The organism is Terrisphaera buseokensis, assembly GCF_047521145.2.
In the GTDB taxonomy this organism is placed as follows: Bacteria; Verrucomicrobiota; Verrucomicrobiia; order Opitutales; family Opitutaceae; genus ER46.
In genome coordinates, this window is the sequence record NZ_CM134186.1 from 2,457,402 (window position 1) to 2,481,521 (window position 24,120).

The following is a 24,120-nucleotide window of genomic DNA, read 5'->3' on the forward strand; positions in this document are numbered from 1 at the left end:
CGCGCTTGCGGTGATGAACTCCGTGAAGACTGCGCGTTGGGGACAACGCGCCCCGCCTTTTCCGACGCCGGTTCAGGCACGGGTGCGCTTTCCTTCGCCGCACGGGCCGGATCAGCGACCGAATTCCAGCGTCCCGAAGCGGCTGGGTTGGTGAAAGCTCGGCAGCCGCGTGGGCGACCAGCTCACGAGTTCGGCGGGTTTGCCCGGTTCACGATTGTAGCGATAGAAATTCGCGCGCCACGTGTCGCCGACCTTCGGGGTGGATTGCTTGAGCGCGGCAAACGGAAGCGCGACCTCCACCTGCCAGAACTCGTCGCGGTCCGTGGAGTCCGCCACCGTGCCGCTCCGCGTCACCGCGCTCCGCATGCCTTCCGCGGTGAAGTCCCACTCGCCGGTGATTTTTTTCGAGAGGCCGCGCGCGTCGAGATCGTTGTTGATGATGGCGTCGAAGACGCCGCCGAGCGGATTCCATTGCAGCTCGAAGTAGCGTGCGAGCGCGGTGGGCGCGACGAAGAACTCCACGACCTCCTCCTCCCAGAACTTGCTGTCGCGCGCCGTGAACGTCGCCTGGATGTCGGCGTCGCGACAAGTCCAGCCGAGATGGAGCGCCGTATCATCATACCAGATGCGCACCGTCGTGGCCTCGCGTTCGCGGCCCGAGCCGTCGTTGCGCTGAAACCCGGGCAGCACCGCCGCGCGCGCCCAGACCGGCTCGTCGAGTTTCCCGTCGATCGTGAGCGCGCCACTGAGTTTAGGCACCACGATCCGGCTCGGCGGCGGGACATCGGGCGGAGGCGTCTCGGCGGCTGTCAGTGGCAACGCGATCGTTGCCAGCAGGCAGCCGAACCACGTGCGGGCGCGAGCGCTGGCGCCGGGTGAAATTGAAGGGGGAGGAACGGGGAGGGGGAGAGGCATGGGGAAGATTTGCGCCGCGGGGTAAACGGTGGACACCACCGCACGAGATCAAAGTAGGAAGCGGGGAAAGCGCGCGCCAGTGCATTCCGGGGAGGGAGAGCACTTGGGCGCGGGTCGTGAGGGCGACCGAGGGCGGTCGCGGTCCCGGGCTCGGCCTTGGTCCGGGGCCTCGGTCTCGGGCCCGGAGGTCCAAGCGCGCACTCGACGCATGGGACGAACGGCCCACGTCGCGCGGCCCATGGCCAGACCGGCGCGAATTGATTAGGATGGGTCCGACCTGGTGGTGCCGCCCTGCCTCTTGTATCCATGATTCCACTTTCCTTTCCGTTCGGCCGCCCGACGCGCACGCTCGCTGCGCTCATGGCTGCTGTTCTCTGGGCCGAAGCGTCCGCCAGGCCCGCTCCCTCTTCCCCTCAAACCGTCATGTCCTCCTCACCCCAGTTCGTTCCCACCGAGGTTCCGGCGCGCATCGCCAATCTCGCCTTCAGCTATCTGCGCCCGGCCGATTTCAACGTCGTGCCTTTGCCCGAAGAGAAGCCGGACTTCGAGAATCCGACGGTCTTCCTTCCGCTGCAGGTGGCGATGGCCAGCTACGGTGCCGTGGTGTTTTCCGTCGCGGCCCGTCCGGCCTTCGGCGACGGCAGCGTGGAGGACTGGGCCCGGTTTCTCGCCGAGAAGGAAAAGGGGCTCGAGGACATTTCAATCAAGGCGGCAACCCTCGGTGGCCTGCCGGCCATCATGGTCGAGTCGCGGCAGAATTCCGACGCGGGCCGGATGCGACTGCGCTCGGCGATGATCGAGGACGGGATGCGTTTCCTCAACATTTCCGTCCTCGCCCCGGAAGCCATCTGGGCGAGCGTCGAACCCACGCTGCAACTGACGATGGCGTCGTTCCGGCTGGCGGAGTCCAAGGGCACGACGACGCCGTTGACGCGCGCCGACGCCGCGAAGGTGGAGACGGCGAAGGCAGAGGCTGCGAAAGCTGGGGCGGCCGCGGCCGAGGCCGTCGCGGCGGTGGAGAAGGAAAACGAGCCGGCCAAGCCTGCGGGCAACGCAGCCAACAGTGCGCCCACGCCGCCGGCCGAACTCGCGCTCGCGGATGATGCGGCCACGCTCGATCCCGAGCACCCGATGAACGTGCGCCTGCGCAACAGCGGGGCCGGTCTCGCGCTCCGCGTGCTGGAGGTGAATCCAGCCGACAAATACGCCGTGGTCGGTGCCGGCGCGCTCGTTGCGACGTTTCGACTGCCGTTCGGCTGGCACGCGATCGATGACGGCAAGCGCACGCTGGTCTTCGATGCGGGCGGCAAGATCCAGATCAGTCTCAATCTGCGTCGCGACGACGGCAACCATCGCGCGCTCCTCGCGCAGCTCATGGCGCAGGCGCAGAAGGAGCAGCCGCAGATCGATCCCCTCCTGCTGGACTTCGCGCCCGATCTGCCGGGCCTTGTGCTGCGAAATTATCGCGACGGTCGCGACGTTCTCGTGCAGGCGTTTGTCGTGAAACAGCTGCGCGATGACGGGCTGGCGCATGTGGCCCGCGTCACGGCGGCGCCGGACGACATGACCCGCGCCATGAATCTTACCGAGGTGATCCTGCGGAGTCTCGGTCAGGCGGAGCGGGTGGCGGGGAAATAGTCCTGATACCAATCGCTCCTTGCTTTCGGACTTCTGGATCGATCGTGGCTACGAGCGCCAGCGAGTGGCCAAACGACCACTCGCTGGCGCTCGTAGCCACGGCTAAAGTCCAAAGGCAAAGAGCGATTGGTATTACGCTCCCGCTCCGCCGGGCAGCCGGGCGGGTTGGTTTCGTCTCCTTCCCGGCCTGCCCGGTTGTGCTTGGCGTGATGACCGTCGAGGTTTCAGCGTTCACTGCGTGCGCAATCATTCCCCTTTCAACTAATCCCGTCTCATGGAGCGCGTTCTCACCTGGATCAAAGATAACCCGCAAATCGCCGCGGTGAGTTTCGGCTTCCTCATCGTCAGCCTGGTGGTGACGGTGCTCGGCGTGTCGATGCTTCGTGCGGGGGCATCCCCGCGGCCGCTGGTCTGGTTCGTCGTTTTCTTTCTGATCATCGCGGGTCCCCAGGCCGTCGTTCACTTCCTGGACGGTCTGGCGATTCGCCGCGCCGCGCAGGCGGTGCCGGCTCCCGTGGCCGCTGGCGGCGCGCGCGCCGCCGCGGCGGAACTCGCGCCGGTGGCGTGGTCCAGCGTGTTTGGGCCCAAAGCGGACCCGCAGCTTTTCACCGACGCAAAGCAGCCGTTCGCGGCAATCCTGGGCCGCGCGACCGAGGCGAAACTGTCGTTCAGCGTCGACGGTTCATCGGCCCTCGCGGCCCGCTTTTCGTCCCGAGAGGAGGCCGCGCGCGCGCTCGATCAGTATGGCACGTTCTTCGCGTTCTCGGGAGCCCGCGGCAGCGATGCCGCCGGGTGGACGGCGCGGCGCCACGGCGGGCAGGGCGAGTGGGTGCACGTGGTGCGGGCCGGAGCGGAGCTTTATGCGTGGACGGGCGCGAGCGAGGCGGCCGTGCTGGAGCACCGGATACGCGCGCTCGGCCCGCTGCCGGCGGAAAGCGCGGCGGGCGTCAAACCGACGAGTCCCGCCCCTGATCTCCTCATCAGCCGCCTCCGGGCCCGGCCGGGGCTGATGGCAGTCGTGGTCGTGATCAACCTGTTCCTCGCCGTCGGCTGGTTTTTCAAGGGCTCTGCCTGGGCCGCGCGGGTCGCGGCTACTCCGACGGCGCTGCCGTCGGCGCACGCATCCCTGCGCAGCGAACTGATGGCGCTCAACCGGCCGGAGTCGCCCCTGGACGTCGTGACGCAGCCGGATGGCACGCTGGCAATCACGTGGCGTTACGCCGACGCGCGCTGGTTCGATCTCATGCGCGTGCATCGCATGAAACGCACGCAACGCCTCGTGCTCGATCTCGATGAACCGTCGCATACGGTGCGCGTGCGGGAATACTGGAGCGCCTTCGACGCCTCCGCCGGCCCGCAGGACATGCGCCTCAAATGGGTTGCGGGCACCGGCATTCAGTTTTTTGCAATCGAGCACACACGCGTCGTGGGCGTGCAGCTTGGAGCCGACGGTCGGCCGACGGGGGAGTTGAGCCAGGCCTACACGTTTGATCTCCAGGCGTTGAAGCGTCCCCTGATTGACGCCGTCACGCGCGCCGGCTGGACGTGGCAGCCGCTCGTCTGGAACACGCCGCCAGCCCTGCGCTGGCTGGCGGAGTGAGAGCGGCGGGCGCATGAGGTCGATGAGCAGTGTCAGCGATCGACTTCGTGCCGACCTCCGGTTCGACGAGTTTCGGGCCGGGCCCGCGAGACGCTCGTAGGGGAAGCGCGGAGACGGCGCGGCCTTGCACGCGCCGCATCGCCCGCAAGCCGCGACACCGCTTGGGCCGTTCGGCCCGGGGCCAGTCAGCTAATGGCGTGTCGCGCCCGATTTCACTATAGTGATCCCGTCCTTGCTTCGCCCCGCCGCCGTGCGTTTTCAGCGCAGCGTCCGAGTCGAAGCCAACCCAATCCACCTCAACTCCACCTCCTCATGAGCCTGAATGCCCAACTCGTCGAAGCCCCCGCCAGTGACTCCAACACTCGCTACGAAACGCTCGGTTATGTCGATGCGTACGATGCCGTGTTGAACTGCGACTATGCATTTGTCGCCTACAAGGAGACCGACAGCTCCGGCGAATGGCGCGTGCGGATCAAGTCGTCGCAGACGGCCGGCGCCGTGTTCGAGCGCGCCGCAATGCGCAGCAAGGCCCGCGAGACGGCCGCGCAGGGCAAGCCGTGGTTCCAGTGGGGCTACAGCTTTGATCCCAGTGCCGGCGATGCCCGCAACATCCAGTTCCGCGTGCACGTGGCCAACGGCCAGCCCGCCGAGATCGAGATGCTCGTGCAGTTGCGTAAATTTGACGGCACGGCCGACGCGGCCAAGTCGGTCAAGTTCGCGTGGCCGGCCGCGTGATTGCCTTTCGCCTGCGTCGGTCAAAGGTCTGACCTCACCCGCCGTGATGAAGCCCCGCGTCCCCGCTGCCGACCCGCTCGCCGCGTTTCCTCCCGCCTTGCGCGAGCTCGTCGCCGCGGAGGTGGCCGCGGGCAATGCGGTCGTCGAGATTTCCAGCACGTTTCCCGCACCGCCGGCGGGGGCGTGCGTGCGGCTCGCGGGGCGTGTGACCACGCGGCCGCGGGCCAGCGCTCCGGGATTGTCGTTCTACGAACGCAACAGCTCGCAGTATTCCGGCGAGTGGACGGATGCGAAACGGTTTTACTGGGTGATCGAGCCCCCGCTGCCACCGCCGCCGGAGCCGGACATGGATGCGATTCGCGCGGCGCACACCCCGTCGGATGACATGACTCTGGTCAATCGCCGCCCGTTCGAGTTCGGACCGGGCGCCGCGGCCCTGGCCGGTGGTGCACCCGGTTCGGTGCTACGCCGGTTCCGGGACAGCATGGCCATCGACTACGAAAAGTGGCACGATGGAATCGGCTACGATCTGTCGGTGCTGCCGGAGGCCGATGCCGCGGACCGCGAGACAATCGAGTCGATCCTCGTCGGCCGCGCGGATCGGGACTGGCGCGATGTTGAGGCGCTCGCCGCGTTGAACACCCCGGGCGGCAACGCCGCCCTGCGCGCCGCTTTCACTCGCGGCAATGCGGAGATTCGCGGCGCGGTGCTGCGGTACGCGCCGGAACTGGTGGCGGAGGACGAGAAGCTCACGTCGATCGTGGCCGCGCTGCGGACCGCGGACTTCTACGGCGGCCTGACCGCGGCGCTCGACGAGGTGGAGGAGTTTCACCCGCCCGGGATCATCGCGGAGCTGTTTCGCGGCGCGCTGACCCGCACCGACGGCGTGCCGGTCCATTTCGCGGCGATGCTGATGTTCCTTCATGGCAAGGCCAGCGAGCCCTTCGACTGGGGCCAGCGCCCGTTTTTCCTGCGCTTCAACACCCAGGATCGCGCGGAGCGGGAGGCGGTGTTTCGCGAGCTCTGCGAAAAAGTGGGCGTCGATCCCTTGCCGTACCTGGCCGCGCGCGACGCCTGAACAGGCGAGCCTCCGGGCAACATTCGCGTGACGGGCTGACCCGGGTCTGGCTCCGTCCCCGGCACAGCATAATTATTGCAGACAGATCGGCGAAATGTTCGCTGGATTTCGCCGCACATGTTCTTAATCCTGCGACGTCGCTTTTGACCCGACCTTTCCGTCGACGATGCTTTCTCTGGAGCGTCGTCGCTGGTCTGGTTTTCACACCACCCAAACCCTGTCATGACTACTGAACCTGCCGTTCCCCGCGGCGGCCGCTTGGCGCCGCTGTGTTTCATCTCCTCTCTGCTCGTCGCGTTCGTCGCGATGTGCCTTGGCCTCCCGGCCACCCGGGCGGCCGATGCCGCGACCGGCGTGGTCAGCGGCATCGTCACCAACAAGACCACCGGCAACGGTCTGATTGGCGCGAAAGTCGAAATCCCGAAGCTGAATCTTGGCGTGCTGGTCGACAACACCGGTCGCTATCTGCTCACTGTGCCGGCGGGCACCCACGAGATCGTGGTGACGTATTCCGGTCTCGATGAGCAGCGGATGAACATCACGGTCAACGCCGGTCAGCCGGTGCTCCAGAATTTCGTCATGAGCAGCGCGGTGCTGATGCTCGATGCGTTCAAGGTCGCGAGCGAAAAAGCCGGCCAGGCTTCGGCGCTCACGCAGCAGCGCAACGCGGAAAACCTGAAGAGCGTCGCCTCGATGGACGCCCTCGTCGATTTGCCGAACATGAACGCGACCGAGCTCGCCATCCGTCTCCCTGGCGTGACGTTCGCCGACCCGGGTGACGAAGTGGTCGAGCAGATCAGCGTGCGCGGCATGGGCGCCGGCACGACGTCGATCACCATCGATGGCGGCGGCATGTCGTCCTTCAGCGCGCAGAACCGCAACACCCGCATGACGGCGTTCACGGGCGCGATGTTCGAGTCGCTCGAGCTGACCAAGGGCCAGACGCCCGATCGCCCCGTCGACTCGCTCGGCGGCAGCGTGAATTTCAAGACCCGCTCGCCGCTCTCCATGAGCGACAAGCGCCGCGTGGTGTTCAACAGCCAGGTGCGCATGGCGCCTTGGTTTACCGAGCAAGTGCCGATTCGCGAAGCCCGGCGTACGCACGGTCTGTTCAACGTGCAGTACACCGAGAAATTCGCCGTCTTCGGCGCCGACCGCGAGAATCTCGCCGTCTCGGTGAACGCCTTCTACAGCGAAAATGCGTTCGGTTATTTCCAGACGAACCGCGATTACCAGCAGACCAATACCCAGCCGGCATATCTCTGGGACTACGCCGTCCGCGACAATTTCAACATCCGGAAGCAGAGAAGCATCAGCAGCAAGTGGGACTATCGCCTCTCGCAGAACGATCTCCTCAAGCTGAACATCGTGGTGAACAACGCGCCTGAGCCGATGCGCCGCCAGTACAACCAGCGCGCGTATGCCGGAAGCGCGACGACCGTGCCGGGTGCAGCCACCGGTATCGTCCCGGGCGCGTTCGACAGCCGCATCACCGTGGTGCGCGCGGTGCCAACCGCCGCCAACGCCACGTTCAACACGACGGCGCCCGCGCTGATGGACCAGCAGACTTCGAACATCAATCGTGACCAGCGTCTGCGGCACGCCGACATCGGCGGCGAGCACAAGTGGGGCCCGATTGAAGCCGACTGGGCCGGCCTGTGGAGCCGCACCCGCTACCGTTACCTCGGCAACGAGGCGTCCCTCACCAATCGCATCGGTAACATTCCGTTCGTTGGGCCCAATGGTCTCGCCGGTTCGCCGACGAACAACATCGTCGGTCCCAATGGCGAGACCGGCGTCGGCTGGATCCTCGATCGCACGCAATCGGACCTCTACCCGAGGTTCATTCGCAACGGCGGTCTCGATTACACCGACCCGAAGAACTGGCGTCCCTCGGTCAACGGCCTTTCCACCCAATCGGGCAACCTCGATGTCGACCTGATCCGCGAACTACGCGGCAACGTGAAATACCGGGTGCCGTTCTTCGAACAGTATCCGTCCTTCCTCAAGGCCGGCTACTCGGTGCGCGATCACAACGTCGAACTCTACCGTCAGAACCGTCGCTGGAGCTATATCGGCAAGGACAATCTGCCGAACGACCCTTCGATCCTCACCTGGGACGAGGTCAAGACCGGCCGCAAGCTGCCGTACTGGGATGGCGCCGCGTTCTTCAACAACAGCAAGCTCGTCAATCCGGCGCTGTGGCAGGAGGACATGTATTACTTCTACCAGAACCGCCTCGCGGCGACGGTTCGCACGCAGGAGCTCATCAGCGGCTATTACGGCCAGATCAACGGCAAGATCGGTCGCTTCGGTTACCTTGGCGGCATTCGTCACGAGAAGACCGAGACGGTCGGCCGTCTGAACATCCGCTCCCGCACCCTCACCACCGCGGCGCAGCAAACGGCCGACCCGCTCGGCTCGGCGCTCAAGGACTACGACAATCCCACGCGCAACGCCGGTGAGTACTCGGAGAACTTCCCGAGCATGCACACGTGGTATGATCTGACTTCGAATCTGCGGCTGCGGGCGGCATGGAGCACCGGCATGGCTCGTCCTTCCCTGGCGAATGCGGTGTCAGCGCTCTCCATCAACGAGACCGCGCGGACCGTCACCTTCGGCAACCCCAAGCTGAAGCCGACGAAGTCGAAGAACTGGGATTTCGCCGCGGAGTACAGCTTCGCCTCCACGGGCTACGTGAAGGTGGGCTGGTTCCACAAGCGGATCGAAGACTACGTCCGCGCGAATCAGCCGGTCGGTGTCGTCGGCACCGGCCTCGATAACGGCTTCGATGGCGAGTACGAGGGTTATGAGATCCTGGCGAACTCGAATGCCGGCAATGCCTTCACCCAGGGCTGGGAAGTTGAATACTCGCAGAGTTTCCGCTTCCTGCCCGGCGTGCTGCGGACGCTGCGCTTCTCGGGTAATTTCACACAGATCATGGCGCACGGCGACTACGGCACGCCCGGGGTTTATCTGACCACGGAAAATGTGAACGGCTTCATTCCGTTCACCGCCAACGCCAACCTCGGTTGGGACTACAAGAAATTCGGCGTGAGCGTGAACTACAACTACACGGCCGGCAGCATCCGCGGCGCGGCCAACATCGCGCAGCCCTCGCGCGACCGCTACATGGTTCCCCGCAGCGTGTTTAATCTGAACCTGCGCTACAACCTGCCGCGCAACGCGACCGTCAACTTCGGCGTGCAGAATCTGTTCAACGAACCCCAGCGCTACTACCGTGGTATCCAGGATCAGATGCAGACGTTCCTGATCCAGGGTACGACGATGACGCTGAGCGTCGAAGGCCGGTTCTAAGGCGTCGCTTCCGTTCGCTCCTGGACGGGCGCAATTCACTCCCTCGCGGAAGGCGCGGCTTCGGCCGCGCCTTCTTTTTTTGCCCGGGCACGTCCACCCGGAATGCCGCGTGGCGCGAAACGAGTTCAGGCTGGAGGGATCGCCGTCGCGGCTTGAGCGGCGATTGACCTCGGTGACCGCGCGCGCACCCTTCCGGGATGCGACCCTTGCTTCCACGCCCCTGGAGTTTGGTGATGTTTCTGCTCGTCGGGATTGCGACCCTGCGCGGCGCCGTACCGGTCGCGGTTGCGAACGCACCCGAGGGCTGGCGCGCTTCAGCCCCGCGCGAGGAACTCCGGCCGCGGCTCGCGTTTGAACCCACCGGCGGGATCGATGGCGGCGGACGCTGGATCATTGAAACCGATGCGCGCGAGGGGCTGCACGGTTTCTGGGCGCGGACCTTTTCCGTCGAGGGCGGCCAGCACTACCAGTTCCACGTTGCGCGCAAAGCGACCGGCGTGACGTCGCCCCGCCGCAGTCTCGTGGTGCGCGTGCTCTGGCAGGACGACAAGGGCAGGGCGGTATTGACCGAAGAACCGCTCGTGCGCGGTTTTCTCCCCGGCTACACGCCGCGGGCCGAGCCGGAATATCCGGGTGACATCAAAGCCCGCGCGGATGGCTGGACCGAAGTGACGGGCGTGTATCGCGCCCCGGCGAAGGCGGTGCGGGCGTTGGTCGAATTGCACCTGCAATGGGCCACCCACGCGCGCGTCGAGTGGAGTGCACCCAGTCTCCAGCCTACGCCGCCGCCGGCGTCGCGCCTGGTTCGGCTTGCGAGCGTCCATTATCAACCGAAGGGAAAAATTTCCCCGATGGAGAACTGCCGCGAGTTTGCGCCATTGATTGCCGACGCCGCGCGCCAAAAGGCCGATCTCGTCGTGCTGCCCGAGACACTCACGTTTTACCGGCTGGGTCGCAGTTATGCGGACTGCGCCGAACCGGTTCCCGGTCCCTCGACCGAGTACTTCGGCACCCTCGCGCGTCAGCACAATCTCTACATCGTTGCCGGCCTGCTCGAGCGCGACGGCGCGCTCGTCTACAATGTCGCCGCGCTCATCGGCCCCGACGGCCGCTTCATTGGCAAGTATCGCAAGGTCGCGCTGCCCCGCGGCGAGGTCGAGGGCGGGATTCATCCGGGCCACGAGTATCCGGTGTTCGACACCCGCTTCGGCAAGCTCGGCATGATGGTCTGCTACGACGGCTTCTTCCCCGAGGTCGCACGCCAGCTCGCCAATCGCGGCGCCGAGGTCATCGCGTTTCCGGTGTGGGGCTGCAACCCCGGCCTCGCCAGTGCGCGCGCCTGCGAGAATCACGTTTTCCTCGTCAGCAGCACCTACACCGATCCCGCGGCCAACTGGATGCCGACGGCGGTCTACGATCGTTCGGGCGCGGTCCTCGTGCAGGCGCAGCAATGGGGCACCGTCATCGTGGCCGAGGTGGATTTGAACCAGCGCACGCTGTGGCCGAGTCTCGGCGATTTCCGCGCGGAGCTGCCGCACAACCGCCCCGTCTGGGAAAACGAATCCGCCGACGTTCACGGCCTCGTCCGATGAAACTCGGTGTCGATGTCCTCTTCGAGCGCGAGCTCGACCGGCTGCACGGCAAACGCGTCGGCTTGATCACCAACCCCACCGGCGTCGACGGCCGATTTCGCAGCATCATCGAGCGCTTCCGCGCCGAGCCGCGTTTCACGCTCGCGGCCCTCTACGGGCCCGAGCACGGCGTGCGCGGCAACGCGCAGGCGGGCGAGTACGTCGCGTTCTACCAGGATGAACACCTCGGGCTCCCGGTATTCAGTTTGTACGGACAGTCGCAGAAACCGCCGGCCGACATGCTGACGAACATCGACGCGTACATGCGCGAGTACGACACGCAGCACGTCGGGAAGACCGTCGATCGCGGCATGATCCAGGCGGTCGACGTGATGGTGTTCGACCTGCAGGACGTCGGCACGCGCGTCTACACCTACGTGGCGACGATGGCGTACGCGATGCAGGCGGCGGCCGAGGCGGGGATTCCGTTCATCGTGCTCGACCGGCCGAATCCCATCACCGGGTCCGCGATGGAGGGACCGATCCTCGAGTATCCCGCCCATAGCTCGTTCATCGGCCTCTATCCCGTCCCGCTCCGGCATGGCATGACCGCCGGCGAACTCGCGCAGCTGTTCAACGCGAAGTTCCTGCCGCGTCCGGCCGACCTTACGGTCATCCCGCTCGACGGCTGGCGTCGCAGCCAGTGGTACGATGACACCGGCGGGCCGTGGGTGCTGCCGTCGCCCAATCTGCCGACGCTCGATACGGCCATCGTGTATCCGGGGCAGGTGCTGCTCGAGGGCACGAATCTCTCCGAGGGCCGCGGCACGACGCGCCCGTTCGAGGTGTTCGGCGCGCCGTGGATCGACGGCTATGTCCTCGCGCGAGACCTCAACGCGCTCGCGCTCCCGGGCGCGGCGTTTCGTGAAGCGTGGTTCACGCCGACGTTCTCCAAGTTTGCCGGGGAGCGGTGCGGCGGCTGCCAGGTGCACGTGACGGATCGGCGGGCCTTCGCGCCCATCGCCACGACGCTCGCGATCCTCGAGCGCGTGCAGGCGCGGTACGGCACGAAGCTGGAGCTGCACGCCGACTACTTCGACAAGGTCATGGGCACGTCGCGCGTGCGCGAGGCTTTCGAACGCGGCGACCCGTTCACGACCATCGCCGCCGCGTGGGGGCCGGGGATCGCGCAGTTCGCGCAACTGCGGGAGCCGTATCTGCTCTACGGAGACTGAGGCGGACGCATCGAGACGGGCTCCCGCGAATCACGCGGATGGCCGCGAATTCGACCCGTAATACCAATCGCTCTTTGCCTTTGGACTTTAGCCACGATCGATCCAGAAGTCCAAAAGCAAGGAGCGATTGGTATAAACATTGAGTCCGGCCACACCCGGCAGGGAAGCTCACCGCTGGGTGTGGCCTGATTTTACTTTCCGCGGATTTCGTGGCCATTCGCGTGATTCGCGGGCAACTGAATTGTCGGCTGAGTCGGGCGCTCCCGGGCTCAGGCCGCGGGAGAGGTCTTCTCGGCCTCGGGCCACACCGCCCGCACCGCCGATGCGATCGCGAGCGTGACGACTGTTCCGATCAACGTGAACCACGGCCAGAAGACTTCGCCGCCAAACGTCCGCAGCCACCAGTCCCTGGTCACCGCAATGTTCGCCGGCCAGTAGATGAAATTCATCACGACGACGGAAGCGACCATGCCGACCATCGCCGCGCGTGGGCCGACCCGGCGGCCGAACAACGCGAGGATGAGCCCGCCCAGCAGTGCGCCGCTGGTCAGGCCGCGGAGCGAGAAGGCGGCATTGAGCACGAAGGTCACCTCGCGCGAAAGCCAAGCGACAAAGATGAGGATGGCGGCCCAGAAGAGCGTCGAGTGTTTGCTCAGGCGGAAGAAGTACTCCTCGTCTTTTCCCTTCAGGACATGCTTCAGGAAATCCATGGTCGAGACCGAGGCCAGGGCGGAAATCGCGGAGCTGATTGACGACATCGCCGCCGCGAGAATGGCGACGATCAGGAATCCCTTCATGATGAAGGGCACCTCCGTCACGATGAAGATGGGAAAGATGAAATCGTTCGATCGAATCCCCGGCCGGCTTTCGGGCAGCGGGATCTGAAACGGATGGCTCTGGTAAAAGGCCCATAGCATCACGCCCACCAGGAGGAACATCAGGAACAGGGGAAAAATGAGCACCGCGCTGAACACGAGAGCCTTTCTGCCCTCCGCCACGTTGCGGCACGCGAGCACGCGCTGCACAATCAGCTGATCCGCGCCATGCGAGGAGAGCACCATCACCGTCCCGCCGATGATGCCCATCCATAGATTGAACGGGGCTGAAACGGTGAAGTCCGTGTTCAGCCAGGCCAGTTTGCCGGCTTCGCCGGCCTTCGTCATCGCCGCGCTCCAGCCGCCGTCGATCAACGTCGGGATGTACCAGAGCGCGAACGCACCACCGAGAACGAACAGGACCATCTGAACAGCGTCGGTCCAGACCACCGCCTTCATGCCGCCGACATAAGTGTAGACGACCGACAGGACCACGAACAGGAGGATGGCGCCGAAGATCGGATCCACCATCCCGCCCAGACTGCAGATGTCCTCGCCCAGCATGAGGCGGATGGGAATGCACGCGACGTAGACGCGCACGCCGGCGGAAAGGGGTTCGAGAAACAGAAACAGCGCCCCGGCGAGTCGCCGCGGGCCGCGACCGAGGCTTTGCTCCAGCAGTTGATACGGCGAGAAGATCTCGCCCTTCATGTAGTGCGGCACGAGCACCACCGCGAGAATGATGCGTGCGATCACATAGCCGATGATCATCTGGATGAACCCGATGTTTCCGCCATACGCGATGGCGGGAACCCCGATGATTGTCAGCGCACTGGTTTCCGTGGCGACGATGGAAGCGCCGATGCCCCACCAGGGGATATCGCGGCTGCCGAGAAAGTAGTCGCGCGTCGTGCGCTGATCTTTGCCGAACCAGATACCCAGTCCGATCATCGCCAGGAGATAACCGATGATGACGATCCAGTCGCCGAAATTGAAATAGCCGGACATAAAAGTCGGTGGGGTGGAGGGGCCATCGAGCGAAAAGCGGCTCGCCTTGGCGAGGAGAAACCGGGTGGCGTGGAATTCAAAAGCCAGGAAGCCAGAAAAGGGAATTCATGGCTTCCTGGCTTCTGAATTCTTCTGTCCGGGGCGTGCGAGGTCAGACACTGTTTCCGCCATGGTCTCGCTCCGCCTTTTCGTTGCTCTGGTCCTCGCCGTTTGCGCGGTCAGCGCGCCGGCTGCTGATCCGGTTAACCCGATCTCATTTCGCCAGGTCCGCCTGGGCGCGGTCGTGGTTTCGCTGCCCTCGACGCTGCCGAAGCTTGGTCCTGAGGTTACACTCTGGCTGCACCTGCACGGCGCGCCGGCGTTGGTCGAGGCGAACTTCGCCGCGCTCGGCGCACCGGGTGTGCTCGTGAATCTCACGCTACCCGGGCTCTCCAAGGTTTACGCCGATCACTTCGCGAGCGGCGTCGTATTCGAAACGCTGGTGCAGGAGGTCGAGGCGGCCGTGTCGCGCGAGTCCATGGACGCGCCGCGCCGGATCAGCCGCGTGATCGTTTCCTCGTTCAGCGCGGGCTTTGGCGGCGTGCGCCAGCTGCTGCGGCAACCGCGGGCGTTCGATCGAATCGATGCGCTTGTGATGGCCGATTCGATTTACTGTGGGTACGCCGGCGATCCCGCGGCGAAACGCGTGGACGGCGAACTCATGGCCGGCTTCCTCCGTTTCGCGCGCCTGGCGGCGGACGGCCGGAAACGCCTCGTGATCAGCCACAGCCAGCAGGTGCCGGAGGGTTACGCGAGTACGACCGAGACGGCTGATTTCCTGATTCGCCAGCTCGATGGCAAACGCAGCGCCGTGACACCGCCGGAAGCGTGGGTCGGCGGCCTGCAATTGCTCAGTCGCTTTTCGCGCGGCCACTGCGCCGTGCTCGGCTTTGCCGGCGAAGCGCCCGACGATCACCTGCGCCATCTCCGCGCCCTCGGCGCGCTGCTGGTGCGCGTACAGTAAGATCACGAGGGCGGCGTCCGCGACGCCAGCGGATCCAAGCCAACTCCGGGGCCGAGTCGTCGCTCGCGCGGCCCCGTGGATCGAACTCGAGGCAAACCGGAACCACGTGCGCGATCCGGTGGCGGCGCACTATGCGGAACGCATGCGCGCGCGCGTGAGCGGGATGGCCGGCCGCGCGCCTGCCGACTCCACCGAGGCGGGGCGCGGTCTGCGATTGCGCTGAGGAGGGCGGGCCGACACCGTTTCCGGCCGCGCCCAACTGATGAAACGAAACTCACATGGCTGGTGGACGATCGGGTTTCCGCTCCTGGCTTTCCTCACCGTGGCGGTGGCGCAGGCGGCCGAGGCCGTGGTGGAGGCTGCGACGTCGCTGCCGGAATTGCGGCAGCAACTCGATGCCCATGTGAACCAGCCGCGCTTCGCTGGTGCGCTGTGGGGCGTCAAGGTCGCGAGCGTCGACAGCGGTCAGACCGTGTTCGAACACCAGCCGATCCGGTTGATGAGTCCGGCTTCGAACAGCAAACTCTACACGGGCGCGCTGGCGCTTGATCGATTCGGCGGCGATTTTCGCATCGTGACGCCGATCCTGGCGACGGCGAAACCCGATGCCGCGGGGCGCATCGCAGGCGATTTGATCGTGAGCGGCCGCGGCGATCCCAGCTGGAAGGCGAAGCCACGGGGTGGGGATTTCTGGCGGACGTTTGATCCTTTCATCGCCGTGCTGAAGCAGGCCGGCGTCCGGCACATCGCGGGTGCGGTGGTGGGCGACGCGACGTTTTTCCACTCGCCCGCCTATGGTGCGGGCTGGGTGGTGGAGGATTTGACCGACGACTACGGTGCGGAGTTGTCAGCGCTGACGTTGGAGGAAAACTTCATCGACGTCCGCGTGACGCCGGCAGCGATCGCCGGTCAGCCCTGCCAGGTCGAGGTGTTGTATCCGCTCTCTGGACTCGTGTTTCTAAACCGCACCGTGACCGCGCCGGAAGGCACGGCGCGCTCCCTGCACTCGTGGCGCGCCCCGGGCGGGAACATTGTTTACCTATTCGGCGAGATGCCCGTGGGCGGGGCGGAGCACCTGCTCGATGTGACGATTCCGCAGCCGGAGCGCTGGTTTGCGGCCACGTTGCGCGAGGCGCTCATTCGGGCCGGAATCACGGTCGGCGGCGAGGCACGCATCGTGCGCTGGCCGGAAGCGTCTCCGGTGCCGCAAGGTGCGGTGAAGCTGGGCGAGCTCACCTCACCGCCGCTGCGGGACATGGTGGCTGCGTTCATGAAACCGTCGCAAAACCTCGAGACCGATTTGATCTTCGCGCAGGTCGGGGAGGCGGTTCGACCCGCGGACGCACCCCTCTGGCGCACGACCGAGCCGTTGGCGGTGGGCGCGCTCCGGGATTTCCTGAGCCGCAGCGGACTCCCGGCGGACGAAGTGCGTTTCGATGAAGGGTCGGGGTTGTCGCGCAACAATCTCACGAGTGCGAACGCGACGGTCGCGCTGCTCCGTTTCATGGCGGCGCATCGCGAGGCGAAGGCCTTTGCCGAGTCCCTGCCGATTGCGGGCGTTGACGGTTCCCTGCGCCGACGCATGAAGGCCACCGCCGCCGAAGGCAACGTGCTCGCGAAGACCGGCACGCTGCGCTGGGCGTCCTCACTTTCCGGTTACGTCACGACTGCGGCGGGCGAGCGGCTGGCCTTCAGTGCGATGTTGAATCGCAGCGTCACTCCGACGGGACGCTTTGCCCGCGAGGATGTGGACGCGATCGCGGTGATGCTGGCCGGCTTCCGGGGGCGGATCGATGTGGGCGGGGTTAATCTAGAAGCCAGGAAGCCATGAGGCTCGAGCCCGCTTAGGCTTACTTCCTCGCTTACCTTCCTGGCTTCCTGGCTTCTGAATTCATCAGACCTTCGGCAATCGTGCGGGCGACCGTGGCGATGATCGTTGTTTCCTTGGCGTGATTCGTCGTGAAGCACACCAGCACGAATTTTGGCCCGCCGGGCAGTTCGATGTAAGCGGCGTCATGGCGCGTCTGGCTCGTCCAGCCGGCTTTCGACCAGAGCTTCGATCCCGGCGGCAACGCCGGACCGGTGAAGCGGGCCTGTTCGTCGGCTTCGGGGCCGCTCGGAGTGCGCGACAGAAGGGTCATCATTTCGGCACACCGCGCGGCAGTGACGCACCGGCCCGTCGCGATCTCGACGAGGAGCCGGGCGGTGGCGTCGGTCGTGAGCATGTTGCGTTTCTGCTCGAAGAGTCGCGTCGCCTGCGTCTCGCGCCCGTAAGGTCCGTCGCCCCACGGTTTCTTGTTCGCGTTGATGCCGGTGTAGCCGAGACCGGCGAAGTAGCGATTCACGGCGTTGCGCTGCTCGAACCAGACTGTGATCGCGTCAGCGGAAAGTTCCGGGCCGCTGGTTGTGCCAGTGAGCAAATCGATCACGTAGTGCGTCGCGTCGTTGGAGGAATCCACGATCATGTCGCGCAGGGCGCGGCGCAGTTCCGCGGTGTCCTCGATTTTCCCCGTATCGAGCCAGTGGTGGGCAGCGGCCAGATAGAAGAGCTTGATGACGCTGGCGGGATAGATCGGGACGTCGCCGCGCACGCTGGCGTACGTCGGCCGGTCCGGCTGGCTGACGTCGACGACTGTCAGCGCGAGTTCGTCCGGCAGGAGTTTCGCGTCGCGGAAGGTTGTGAACGCCCCGGCTGCGGCCCGATGGGCGAGGGCTGCCAGGGCTGGAGAGGCAGTGAACGGCGGCGGCATGGCGGCGGACTGGGCCAGGAGCGCGGTTCCGGCGGCGAGCCCGCAGGCGAGAGCGGCGAAGCGGCAGGTTCGACTGAGCGGAAACATCAGGGAGTGCCACCGGGCGGCGCAGCCGATGTGGTCAGCGCCGCTCAGGGGTTCAGGCGGAGGCGCGCCGGGCGAGCAGGCTCGGGCGGCCGGCGCGGAGCGCGGCAAACTCCATCGCCTGCGCAAAGATGCCGGTGAAGAGCAGATCGCTCAGCAGGGTGTTGCGGAAGAAAAAGAGCGTCGGGGGAAACTCAGGGCGACCGATCGTCATCGCCTGGAACCAGCCGGCGGCGTTCTTCGCGTAAAACGGATCGCGGATCCAGGCATCGGTGTTGGTGGCGAGGAAGAAGACGAGCGACCCGGCGAGGGCGCCGCCAAGGAGCGTCACCCAGCTCTTGTGCTGCGCGACGAAACGACCCAGCGGGAGGGCGAGGGCGAAACACACCAGGCGGACGGCCATGCTGGGCCAGTGCCAGGTTTCGCCGAACGTCATCGCGTAGTGGTAATCCAGGTACACGTCGGAGAGCATCAGGGCCGCGAACGGCACCACCCAGGCGCGCTTGTCGCGGAAGTAAACCGCGGCGCAGAACGTCAGCGCCATCAGCGGGGCGAAATTCGACAGCGCCGGCGCGTGCAGGGCGAGAATGCGCCAGCCGGCGGCGAGCACGAGGACCACGAGGGCGGGCACGAGAGACATGGACGGAAGCGTGGGATGAATCGGCCCCGTGACAAGTACGCTGTCGGGGCGCCGGCGAGGCTGGGCGGAGTTGAAAGTTGAAAGGTGAAGGTTGAAAGACCGGGCCACGGAGTGGGCGTAGATCCGGAATTGACCGATTCTTTCAACTTTCAACTGCGCTTGTCCGTCGCCTCCTCCTGTTCCTGTTCGCGCGCGAGGAGCCACAGCAAATCGGAGAGGCGGTTCACGAACTGCCTCAGCTCGGGGCGAAGGGTGCGGCCGTGGGCGGGCAGTGATGCCAGTCGCCGCTCGGCGCGACGGGCGGTGGCGCGGGCGACGTCGAAGGCGGCGGCGCAGGCATTCGCTCCCGGGGTGGCCCAGCCGTCGAATTTCAGGCCGCGCGCCTCGAGGGCGACGACGGCGGCGTCGAGCCGCGCGACGTCATCCGCGGAGATTTTTTCGAAACGGGACGCCGCGTACCGGGCCGCGTCGCTTTCCGCGCAGGCGAGCTCGCCCATCAGCGCGACGAGATTCTTCTGCGTGGCGGTGAGCAGGGTGCGGATGGTGTCGCCGCGCGGATCGCGGCTCAGCAGCGGCTTGGCGGAGCCGAGAGCGGTGTTGAGTTCGTCGAAGGCACCGACCGCTTCGATCTGCGGATGGTCCTTCGGCACGCGCTGGCCGTAGAGCAGGCTGGTGGAGCCGTCGTCTCCGGTCCGGGTGGCGATGCTCATCGGCGACGGCAAAACGAACGCCGCGATCGGCGGCGCGCGGGCCCGCGTGGTCTCAAGCGATTTTGCGCGCGGCGAGTTGCGCGCGCAGGCAGAGTTCAGCGGCCTTGAAGGCGTGCGCCTGGGTCATGGCTTTCTCGGTGCGGTTCAGACAGTCGAGGATGAGCTCGCCGAAGAAACGGAAGCCGACCTGGCCCGTGACGTTGAGGTGGCGCTCGCCGGCGTCGTCGACGATGTAAACCTGATCGCCGCTCTTGTCGCGCGCGACGTCGAGATACTTGCGGAGCTCGATGTAACCCTTCGTGCCAAGGATCACCGTGCGGCCGTCACCCCACGTGCTCAGGCCGTTGGGTGTGAACCAGTCGACGCGGATGTAGTTCGACGAACCATTGTCGCCGAGCAGCGAGGCTTCGCCGAAATCCTCGAACTCCGGTTTGTCCGGATTCGCAAAGTTGCCCACGGCCGCCTGCGTGATCGTGGCGTCGGTGGCACCGGTGTAAGTCAGGAACTGTTCAAACTGATGGCTGCCGATGTCGGTGAGGATGCCGCCAAACTTCGCCTTCTCGAAGAACCAGGCCGGCCGGTTGGCTTTGCCGAGGCGGTGCGGGCCGAGCCCGATGACTTGAATCACGCGGCCGATCGCGCCGGCGGCGACCAGATCGGTTGCGTACATGGCGGACTCGACGTGCAGTCGCTCGGAGAAATAAACCATGTACTTCCGCCCGGTTGTCGCGACCGCGGCCTTCGCGGCGTCGAGCTGGTTAAGTGACGTGAACGGCGTCTTGTCGGTGAAGTAGTCCTTGCCGGCGGCCATCACGCGCAGGCCGAGCGGACCGCGATCACAGGGAATCGCGGCGGCGGTCACGAGCTTGACTGCGGGGTCGGCGAGAATTTCGTCGAGCGAGCGGGCGGCCTTGGCCTGCGGAAACTTCGCGCGGAAGGCCTCGACCTTTTTCTCGTCGGGATCGTAGACCCACTTCAATTCGGCGCCGGCCTCCAGCAGGCCGTTGCACTGGCCGTAGATGTGGCCGTGGTCGAGGTGCGCGGCGGCGAACGTGAATTCCCCCGCCTTGACCACCGGACGCGGTTTGCCCTGGGGGGCGTAGTTCATCCCGTCTGCTTTTTGGGGCTGGCTCATGGAGAGGTTTTTTTGGCGGCGGCCTTGGTGGCTTTCGCGAGGGCTTTGACGTCGTCTTCGATTTCGCCGCGGGTCTTCTTGTCCATGCGCTCGATGAACAGCACGCCGTTCAGGTGGTCGACCTCGTGCTGGATGCAGCGCGCGAAGAGCCCGTTGCACTTCAACGTGTGCATCACGCCGTGCTCGTCCTGGAACGTCGCCACGATGGCGTCGGGCCGCACGACATCGCCACGGATTTTCGGAAACGAAAGGCAGCCTTCCTCGTAAACGGTTTCCTCGGTCCCGGGCACTTTCGTGATCTTCGGGTTCGCCATCACCATCGGCATGAAGAGATCGAGCGGCGGGCGGGCACCGTCGATTTCCCAGGTGAAGTCCGCGTCGGATTCGCGCAGATCGACGACGCACAATTGCAGCGCGCGCCCGACCTGCTGCGCGGCGAGGCCGATGCCGGCGGCCTCGTGCATCGTCGCGATCATTTCCTCGGCAAGTCGCGCCAGCGCACTGTCAAATGAGGTGACTTTCTCACCCTTGGTGTGCAAAACAGGCTCGTTGTAGTGAACAATTCGCAGCGACATCGGTCGTTAGGGGCGGCAGCGTGAGTTTCCCATTTCCAGCGGGCAAATAAATACTTCGGTCAATGAGCGATTCCCCTACGAACCAGCGCATGACCACGGCGTTTTCCGCGCCGGTGCTCGTCGGGTGCGGGATCCTCATTGCAGTGGCGGCCTGGTTGCTTCCCGCCAACTTGAAGTCGGTAAGCCCGATGCTGCTGCGTGCGGCTGGAGCTGGCACGCCTTCGCTGGGTGCCTACGGGCGCGATCTGGCGGACGTGGAGAAAATCGGTCCCGCCGCGCTCGTGCTGGCGGCGGCGAAGACGACCAACGACCCGCGCGCCCCGGCGCTGGCCCGGGCGGTCGATGAGTTTGCGACGCGCAAGCCGGGCCTGATGGCGTGGGGCGGCTGGGACCCCTTCCTCGATCCGCTGTTCAACCTGCGCGCCGATTCCGGGCGGCGGGAGAGCACGCCGGTCCTGACGTTTTTCAACACGGAGCGCGCGCGGCTCACGTTGCGTACCTATCTGGAGAAATCCGGCTCCGAGGGCGTGCAGTCGCTGCTGAAGCTGCGCGAACTGACCGCCACGGGGCGCTTCGTGCCGGCGATGCGACCCGGCGGACAGCCGCTCGATGCGCTGATTCTGATGACGGGCCTGCTGTATCAGGGCGGCCATCTGTCGCCACCGCTGCAGCGGGAGTTGCGCACGCTGGCGGAGACCGCGCTGCAAAAGAAAGAACTGGGCGAACTGGAGAACGTGTTCGTCAATCTGCTCTCGCTCGGCCGCCGGCTTGACTGGGCGCAGATCGCCGAGCTCCTGCGCCGCACGGACAGCTCCAAGACCGTGGGCGAGTACGCCCATCTCGCGCGGGTCGCGCCGGATCAACTGCCGCTGATCTATGCGGCGGCGTTGTTTTCGGATTCCGCGGATCGCGTGGCCGCATACCTGATTGAATACGGGAAGACCGGACTGGAGGACTTGAAGATGGCGCTCGGCTTCGGCCAAGGGGCCGCACGCGAGTTGCTCTTGCGGCGGGTGCCGATCAATCACACGCGCACGCCGGCCTTGAGCGCCGCGGCTGAACTCGCGCTCACGCATCCGCAGCTGACGCTGGCCTTGAAATATCTTGGCGTGTTTGCCGGTGTCTGGCTCCTGCTGCGCGGCCTCGATCGGTGGCTGGTCCGGCCCGGAACGTTTTCGCCGCTGCCGCTTTCGCTCGGGCACATGAAGGCCGGCATGATTTCCGTGCTGTTTGCGCTGCTGCTGCTGGTCGTGACCGAGCCCTTCCTCCTCCAGGCTGCACCCGCGTCCGAGTTTCAGCTTCGCCGGCCCGTCCTTGTCCTCTCGAGCGTCCTCGCCACTTCCGACTCCCAACCCTCCTCAACCATGGAAGCCACCAACCTCATCTCGATCGGCGTCTTCGCCGTGCTGCAGATTGCCGTTTATTTTCTCTGCCTGATGAAAATCCGCGAGGTGTCGCAACAGACCGTGCCGCCGCTGGTCAAGCTGCGGCTGATGGAGAACGAGGAAAACCTCTTCGACCTCGGTCTCTACGTGGGCATCGGCGGCACCGCGGTGGCGATGGTGTTGATCACGCTGGGCATCGCGAAGGCCAACCTGATCGCGGCCTTTTCCTCCAATCTGTTCGGCATCACGTGCGTGGCGCTGGTGAAGATCTACCACGTCCGTCCCTACAAGCGGCAGCTGATCCTCGAGGGCCAGATCGCCGCCACCACCGGGCTTACCGGTGGTGAGCCCATCGCCACGTCATCCCGCGGGTCAGCCGCCCTATGAACAAGACGCTCCTGCTCATTCTCTGCGATTTCCTGCTGCTGACGCTGCTCGCGCTCACGCGGTGGGAATCAGCCGAGCCGCCGCGGCCGAAGCAGCCGCCGGTGCCCGAACTCGCCGCGAACGCGGTGACGAAGGATCAGGATCTCGTCGAAACGATGCGCCAGTCCATGGCCGATGAGAAAGCCGTGCGCGATGAACTGGCCCAGAAGCTCTCTGCCACCGATGCCGCGCTGGCCGCGCGGGAACAGAGCCTCACGCAGGTCCAGGCTGAGCGCGCCCGGCTCGCCGAGGAGCGCAATGCGGTCGCCGCCACGCTGACGGAATCGCAACGGGCGGCAGCCGAACTCGGGAAGAAGGTCGCCGCGGCGAGTCAGGAAGCCACCATGACCCGCGAGCAGCTGGCACAGTTGCAGCGCGAGCTCGCCGAGAAGCAGGCTGAGGCGGAGCGGCAGCGGCAGTCGCTCGCCGCCCGCGAGAAACAGCTCGAGGAGTCGCAGCGACAGAACCAGGTGCTGACGATGGCGGTCGTGGTGTCGGAGCAGGAGAAAAAGAACCTGCGCGAGACCGCGGACTCCCTGAAGGGCCAGGTTGAACAGGAGCGTCAGGAGCGTATCCGCGTGCAGGAGACGACGACGCAGCTGGCGCAGAGCACCACGAAGCTCGCGGCCGGCGTCGGCCAGCTCGCGGAGAAGTCGGGCGAGCTCACGAAGGAGATTCGCGACAACCGGCCCATCAACGCCAACCTGCTCTACAACGATTACGTCGGAAACCGCGTCATCGCGAACTTCGCCGCCACCCGCCGCGGCTTCCTGGGACAGGCCAACCGGACGAAGGACGCCAGCACGGTGCTCGTCACGGACGGCCAGCTGACCTACGCGCTGGTGCACATTGCCGACACCGTGTTCGCGCTCGGCGAAACCGGCATCGAATGGGAAGGCCTGGCCGTGAATCTTTCAAAAGGCCCGGCGCAGAGTCCGGCCGGCACCGTGCAGTTCCTGCAACAGGATCCGCGCATTGTGGTGCTGCCCCTGGCGCCGGAGCAGGTGAAGACGCTGGGGGCGAAGGTGTATCCGCTGGCGGCGGACCCGTTCAAATTTCCGGAGGCCGTGCTGATCGACGGCGGTGGCCGCGGCTACGGCGAAGTGGGCTTCAAGCTGGATCCGACCGAGCCCGGTATCGTGCGCGTCGACAACCGCCTTTTCAAACGCCTCTTTGGCGACTTCGCGCCGAAGCGGGGCGACCTGGTGTTTGCCAAGACGGGAGAAATTCTCGGCATCATGGTGAACAATGACTATTGCGCGCTGCTCAGGAATTTCGCGCCGGCGAAAACCATCACGGCCGGACCCGACATCAAGAGCCAGCAGACGGCGACGTTGTTCGACGAACTCATCGGCCGCGTCCGTTCGATGCCGTTGAAACTGCAGTGAGGGTGGAGCCCCCGCGCTCGCAGCTGCCAAGCGGAAAGCTCCCGGGTTAGTTCGGATCAGAGATCGTCGAAAGCGTTTGACGGAGGGTAGGGCGGCTTGTCCCCAAGCCGC

The 24,120-nt window shown here is 65.6% G+C and carries 18 protein-coding genes; 11 read left to right on the forward strand and 7 right to left on the reverse strand.

What is annotated here, in order from left to right:
• Positions 1-111: 111 nt before the first annotated feature.
• Positions 112-915: a carbohydrate-binding family 9-like protein gene (locus ACLJEU_RS08935; protein WP_414662262.1), complete on the reverse strand. Its 804-nt coding sequence runs from the start codon at positions 913-915 to the stop codon at positions 112-114.
• A gap of 423 nt (positions 916-1,338) precedes the next feature.
• On the opposite strand from ACLJEU_RS08935, the gene ACLJEU_RS08940 reads away from it, so the two are divergent.
• The 7 genes from ACLJEU_RS08940 (at position 1,339) to ACLJEU_RS08970 (ending at position 12,090) form a co-directional block, all read left to right on the forward strand.
• Entirely contained in the window at positions 1,339-2,553 is a 1,215-nt protein-coding gene (locus ACLJEU_RS08940; RefSeq protein WP_414662263.1) for a DcrB/PsbP domain-containing protein, read from the forward strand.
• A gap of 274 nt (positions 2,554-2,827) precedes the next feature.
• A complete protein-coding gene (locus tag ACLJEU_RS08945) occupies positions 2,828-4,153 on the forward strand; it encodes a hypothetical protein (RefSeq protein ID WP_414662264.1) in 1,326 nt (441 codons plus the stop codon).
• Positions 4,154-4,465: 312 nt separating this feature from the next.
• On the forward strand, positions 4,466-4,888 hold the full coding sequence (locus tag ACLJEU_RS08950; RefSeq protein WP_414662265.1) for a hypothetical protein: 423 nt from the start codon (positions 4,466-4,468) through the stop codon (positions 4,886-4,888).
• Positions 4,889-4,934: 46 nt separating this feature from the next.
• The gene (locus ACLJEU_RS08955; RefSeq protein ID WP_414662266.1) at positions 4,935-5,966 is read left to right on the forward strand and encodes a hypothetical protein; all 1,032 of its coding nucleotides are present in this window, start codon (positions 4,935-4,937) and stop codon (positions 5,964-5,966) included.
• Between the two features lie 222 nt (positions 5,967-6,188).
• Positions 6,189-9,284 carry a TonB-dependent receptor gene (locus tag ACLJEU_RS08960; protein ID WP_414662267.1) on the forward strand — a complete coding sequence of 1,032 codons (3,096 nt, stop codon included), beginning with the start codon at positions 6,189-6,191 and terminating at the stop codon, positions 9,282-9,284.
• 197 nt (positions 9,285-9,481) lie between these two features.
• A complete protein-coding gene (locus tag ACLJEU_RS08965) occupies positions 9,482-10,876 on the forward strand; it encodes a carbon-nitrogen hydrolase family protein (RefSeq protein ID WP_457795363.1) in 1,395 nt (464 codons plus the stop codon).
• Positions 10,873-12,090 (forward strand): exo-beta-N-acetylmuramidase NamZ family protein, encoded by a 1,218-nt coding sequence (locus tag ACLJEU_RS08970; RefSeq protein ID WP_414662269.1) that lies wholly within the window; start codon positions 10,873-10,875, stop codon positions 12,088-12,090. The genes ACLJEU_RS08965 and ACLJEU_RS08970 overlap by 4 nt, the downstream gene beginning before the upstream one ends.
• Before the next feature lie 269 nt (positions 12,091-12,359).
• On the opposite strand, the gene ACLJEU_RS08975 is transcribed toward ACLJEU_RS08970, so the two are convergent.
• A complete protein-coding gene (locus ACLJEU_RS08975) occupies positions 12,360-13,913 on the reverse strand; it encodes a sodium:solute symporter family transporter (protein WP_414662270.1) in 1,554 nt (517 codons plus the stop codon).
• Positions 13,914-14,082: 169 nt separating this feature from the next.
• Between ACLJEU_RS08975 and ACLJEU_RS08980 the strand changes: the two genes are divergently transcribed.
• Positions 14,083-14,916, forward strand: coding sequence for a hypothetical protein (locus ACLJEU_RS08980; RefSeq protein WP_414662271.1), 834 nt, complete (start codon positions 14,083-14,085; stop codon positions 14,914-14,916).
• 262 nt (positions 14,917-15,178) lie between these two features.
• Positions 15,179-16,747, forward strand: coding sequence for a D-alanyl-D-alanine carboxypeptidase/D-alanyl-D-alanine endopeptidase (dacB, locus tag ACLJEU_RS08985; protein ID WP_414662272.1), 1,569 nt, complete (start codon positions 15,179-15,181; stop codon positions 16,745-16,747).
• A gap of 31 nt (positions 16,748-16,778) precedes the next feature.
• Here dacB and ACLJEU_RS08990 read toward each other — a convergent pair whose 3' ends face one another.
• From ACLJEU_RS08990 to def, 5 genes are all read right to left on the reverse strand, one after another.
• The gene (locus tag ACLJEU_RS08990) at positions 16,779-17,753 is read right to left on the reverse strand and encodes a serine hydrolase (protein ID WP_414662273.1); all 975 of its coding nucleotides are present in this window, start codon (positions 17,751-17,753) and stop codon (positions 16,779-16,781) included.
• Positions 17,754-17,805: 52 nt separating this feature from the next.
• Positions 17,806-18,390, reverse strand: coding sequence for a DUF6580 family putative transport protein (locus ACLJEU_RS08995; protein WP_414662274.1), 585 nt, complete (start codon positions 18,388-18,390; stop codon positions 17,806-17,808).
• A 149-nt stretch (positions 18,391-18,539) separates the two neighbouring features.
• Positions 18,540-19,100 carry a cob(I)yrinic acid a,c-diamide adenosyltransferase gene (locus tag ACLJEU_RS09000; RefSeq protein WP_414662275.1) on the reverse strand — a complete coding sequence of 187 codons (561 nt, stop codon included), beginning with the start codon at positions 19,098-19,100 and terminating at the stop codon, positions 18,540-18,542.
• A gap of 52 nt (positions 19,101-19,152) precedes the next feature.
• Positions 19,153-20,235, reverse strand: coding sequence for a Gfo/Idh/MocA family protein (locus tag ACLJEU_RS09005; protein WP_457795364.1), 1,083 nt, complete (start codon positions 20,233-20,235; stop codon positions 19,153-19,155).
• On the reverse strand, positions 20,232-20,810 hold the full coding sequence (gene def / locus ACLJEU_RS09010) for a peptide deformylase (RefSeq protein ID WP_414662277.1): 579 nt from the start codon (positions 20,808-20,810) through the stop codon (positions 20,232-20,234). Before def ends, ACLJEU_RS09005 begins: the two co-directional genes overlap by 4 nt.
• 62 nt (positions 20,811-20,872) lie before the next feature.
• On the opposite strand from def, the gene ACLJEU_RS09015 reads away from it, so the two are divergent.
• Together ACLJEU_RS09015 and ACLJEU_RS09020 are read left to right on the forward strand one after the other, a co-directional pair.
• Positions 20,873-22,582 carry a hypothetical protein gene (locus ACLJEU_RS09015; protein WP_414662278.1) on the forward strand — a complete coding sequence of 570 codons (1,710 nt, stop codon included), beginning with the start codon at positions 20,873-20,875 and terminating at the stop codon, positions 22,580-22,582.
• Entirely contained in the window at positions 22,579-24,009 is a 1,431-nt protein-coding gene (locus ACLJEU_RS09020; protein ID WP_414662279.1) for a coiled-coil domain-containing protein, read from the forward strand. The genes ACLJEU_RS09015 and ACLJEU_RS09020 overlap by 4 nt, the downstream gene beginning before the upstream one ends.
• The last annotated feature ends 111 nt before the right edge of the window (positions 24,010-24,120 follow it).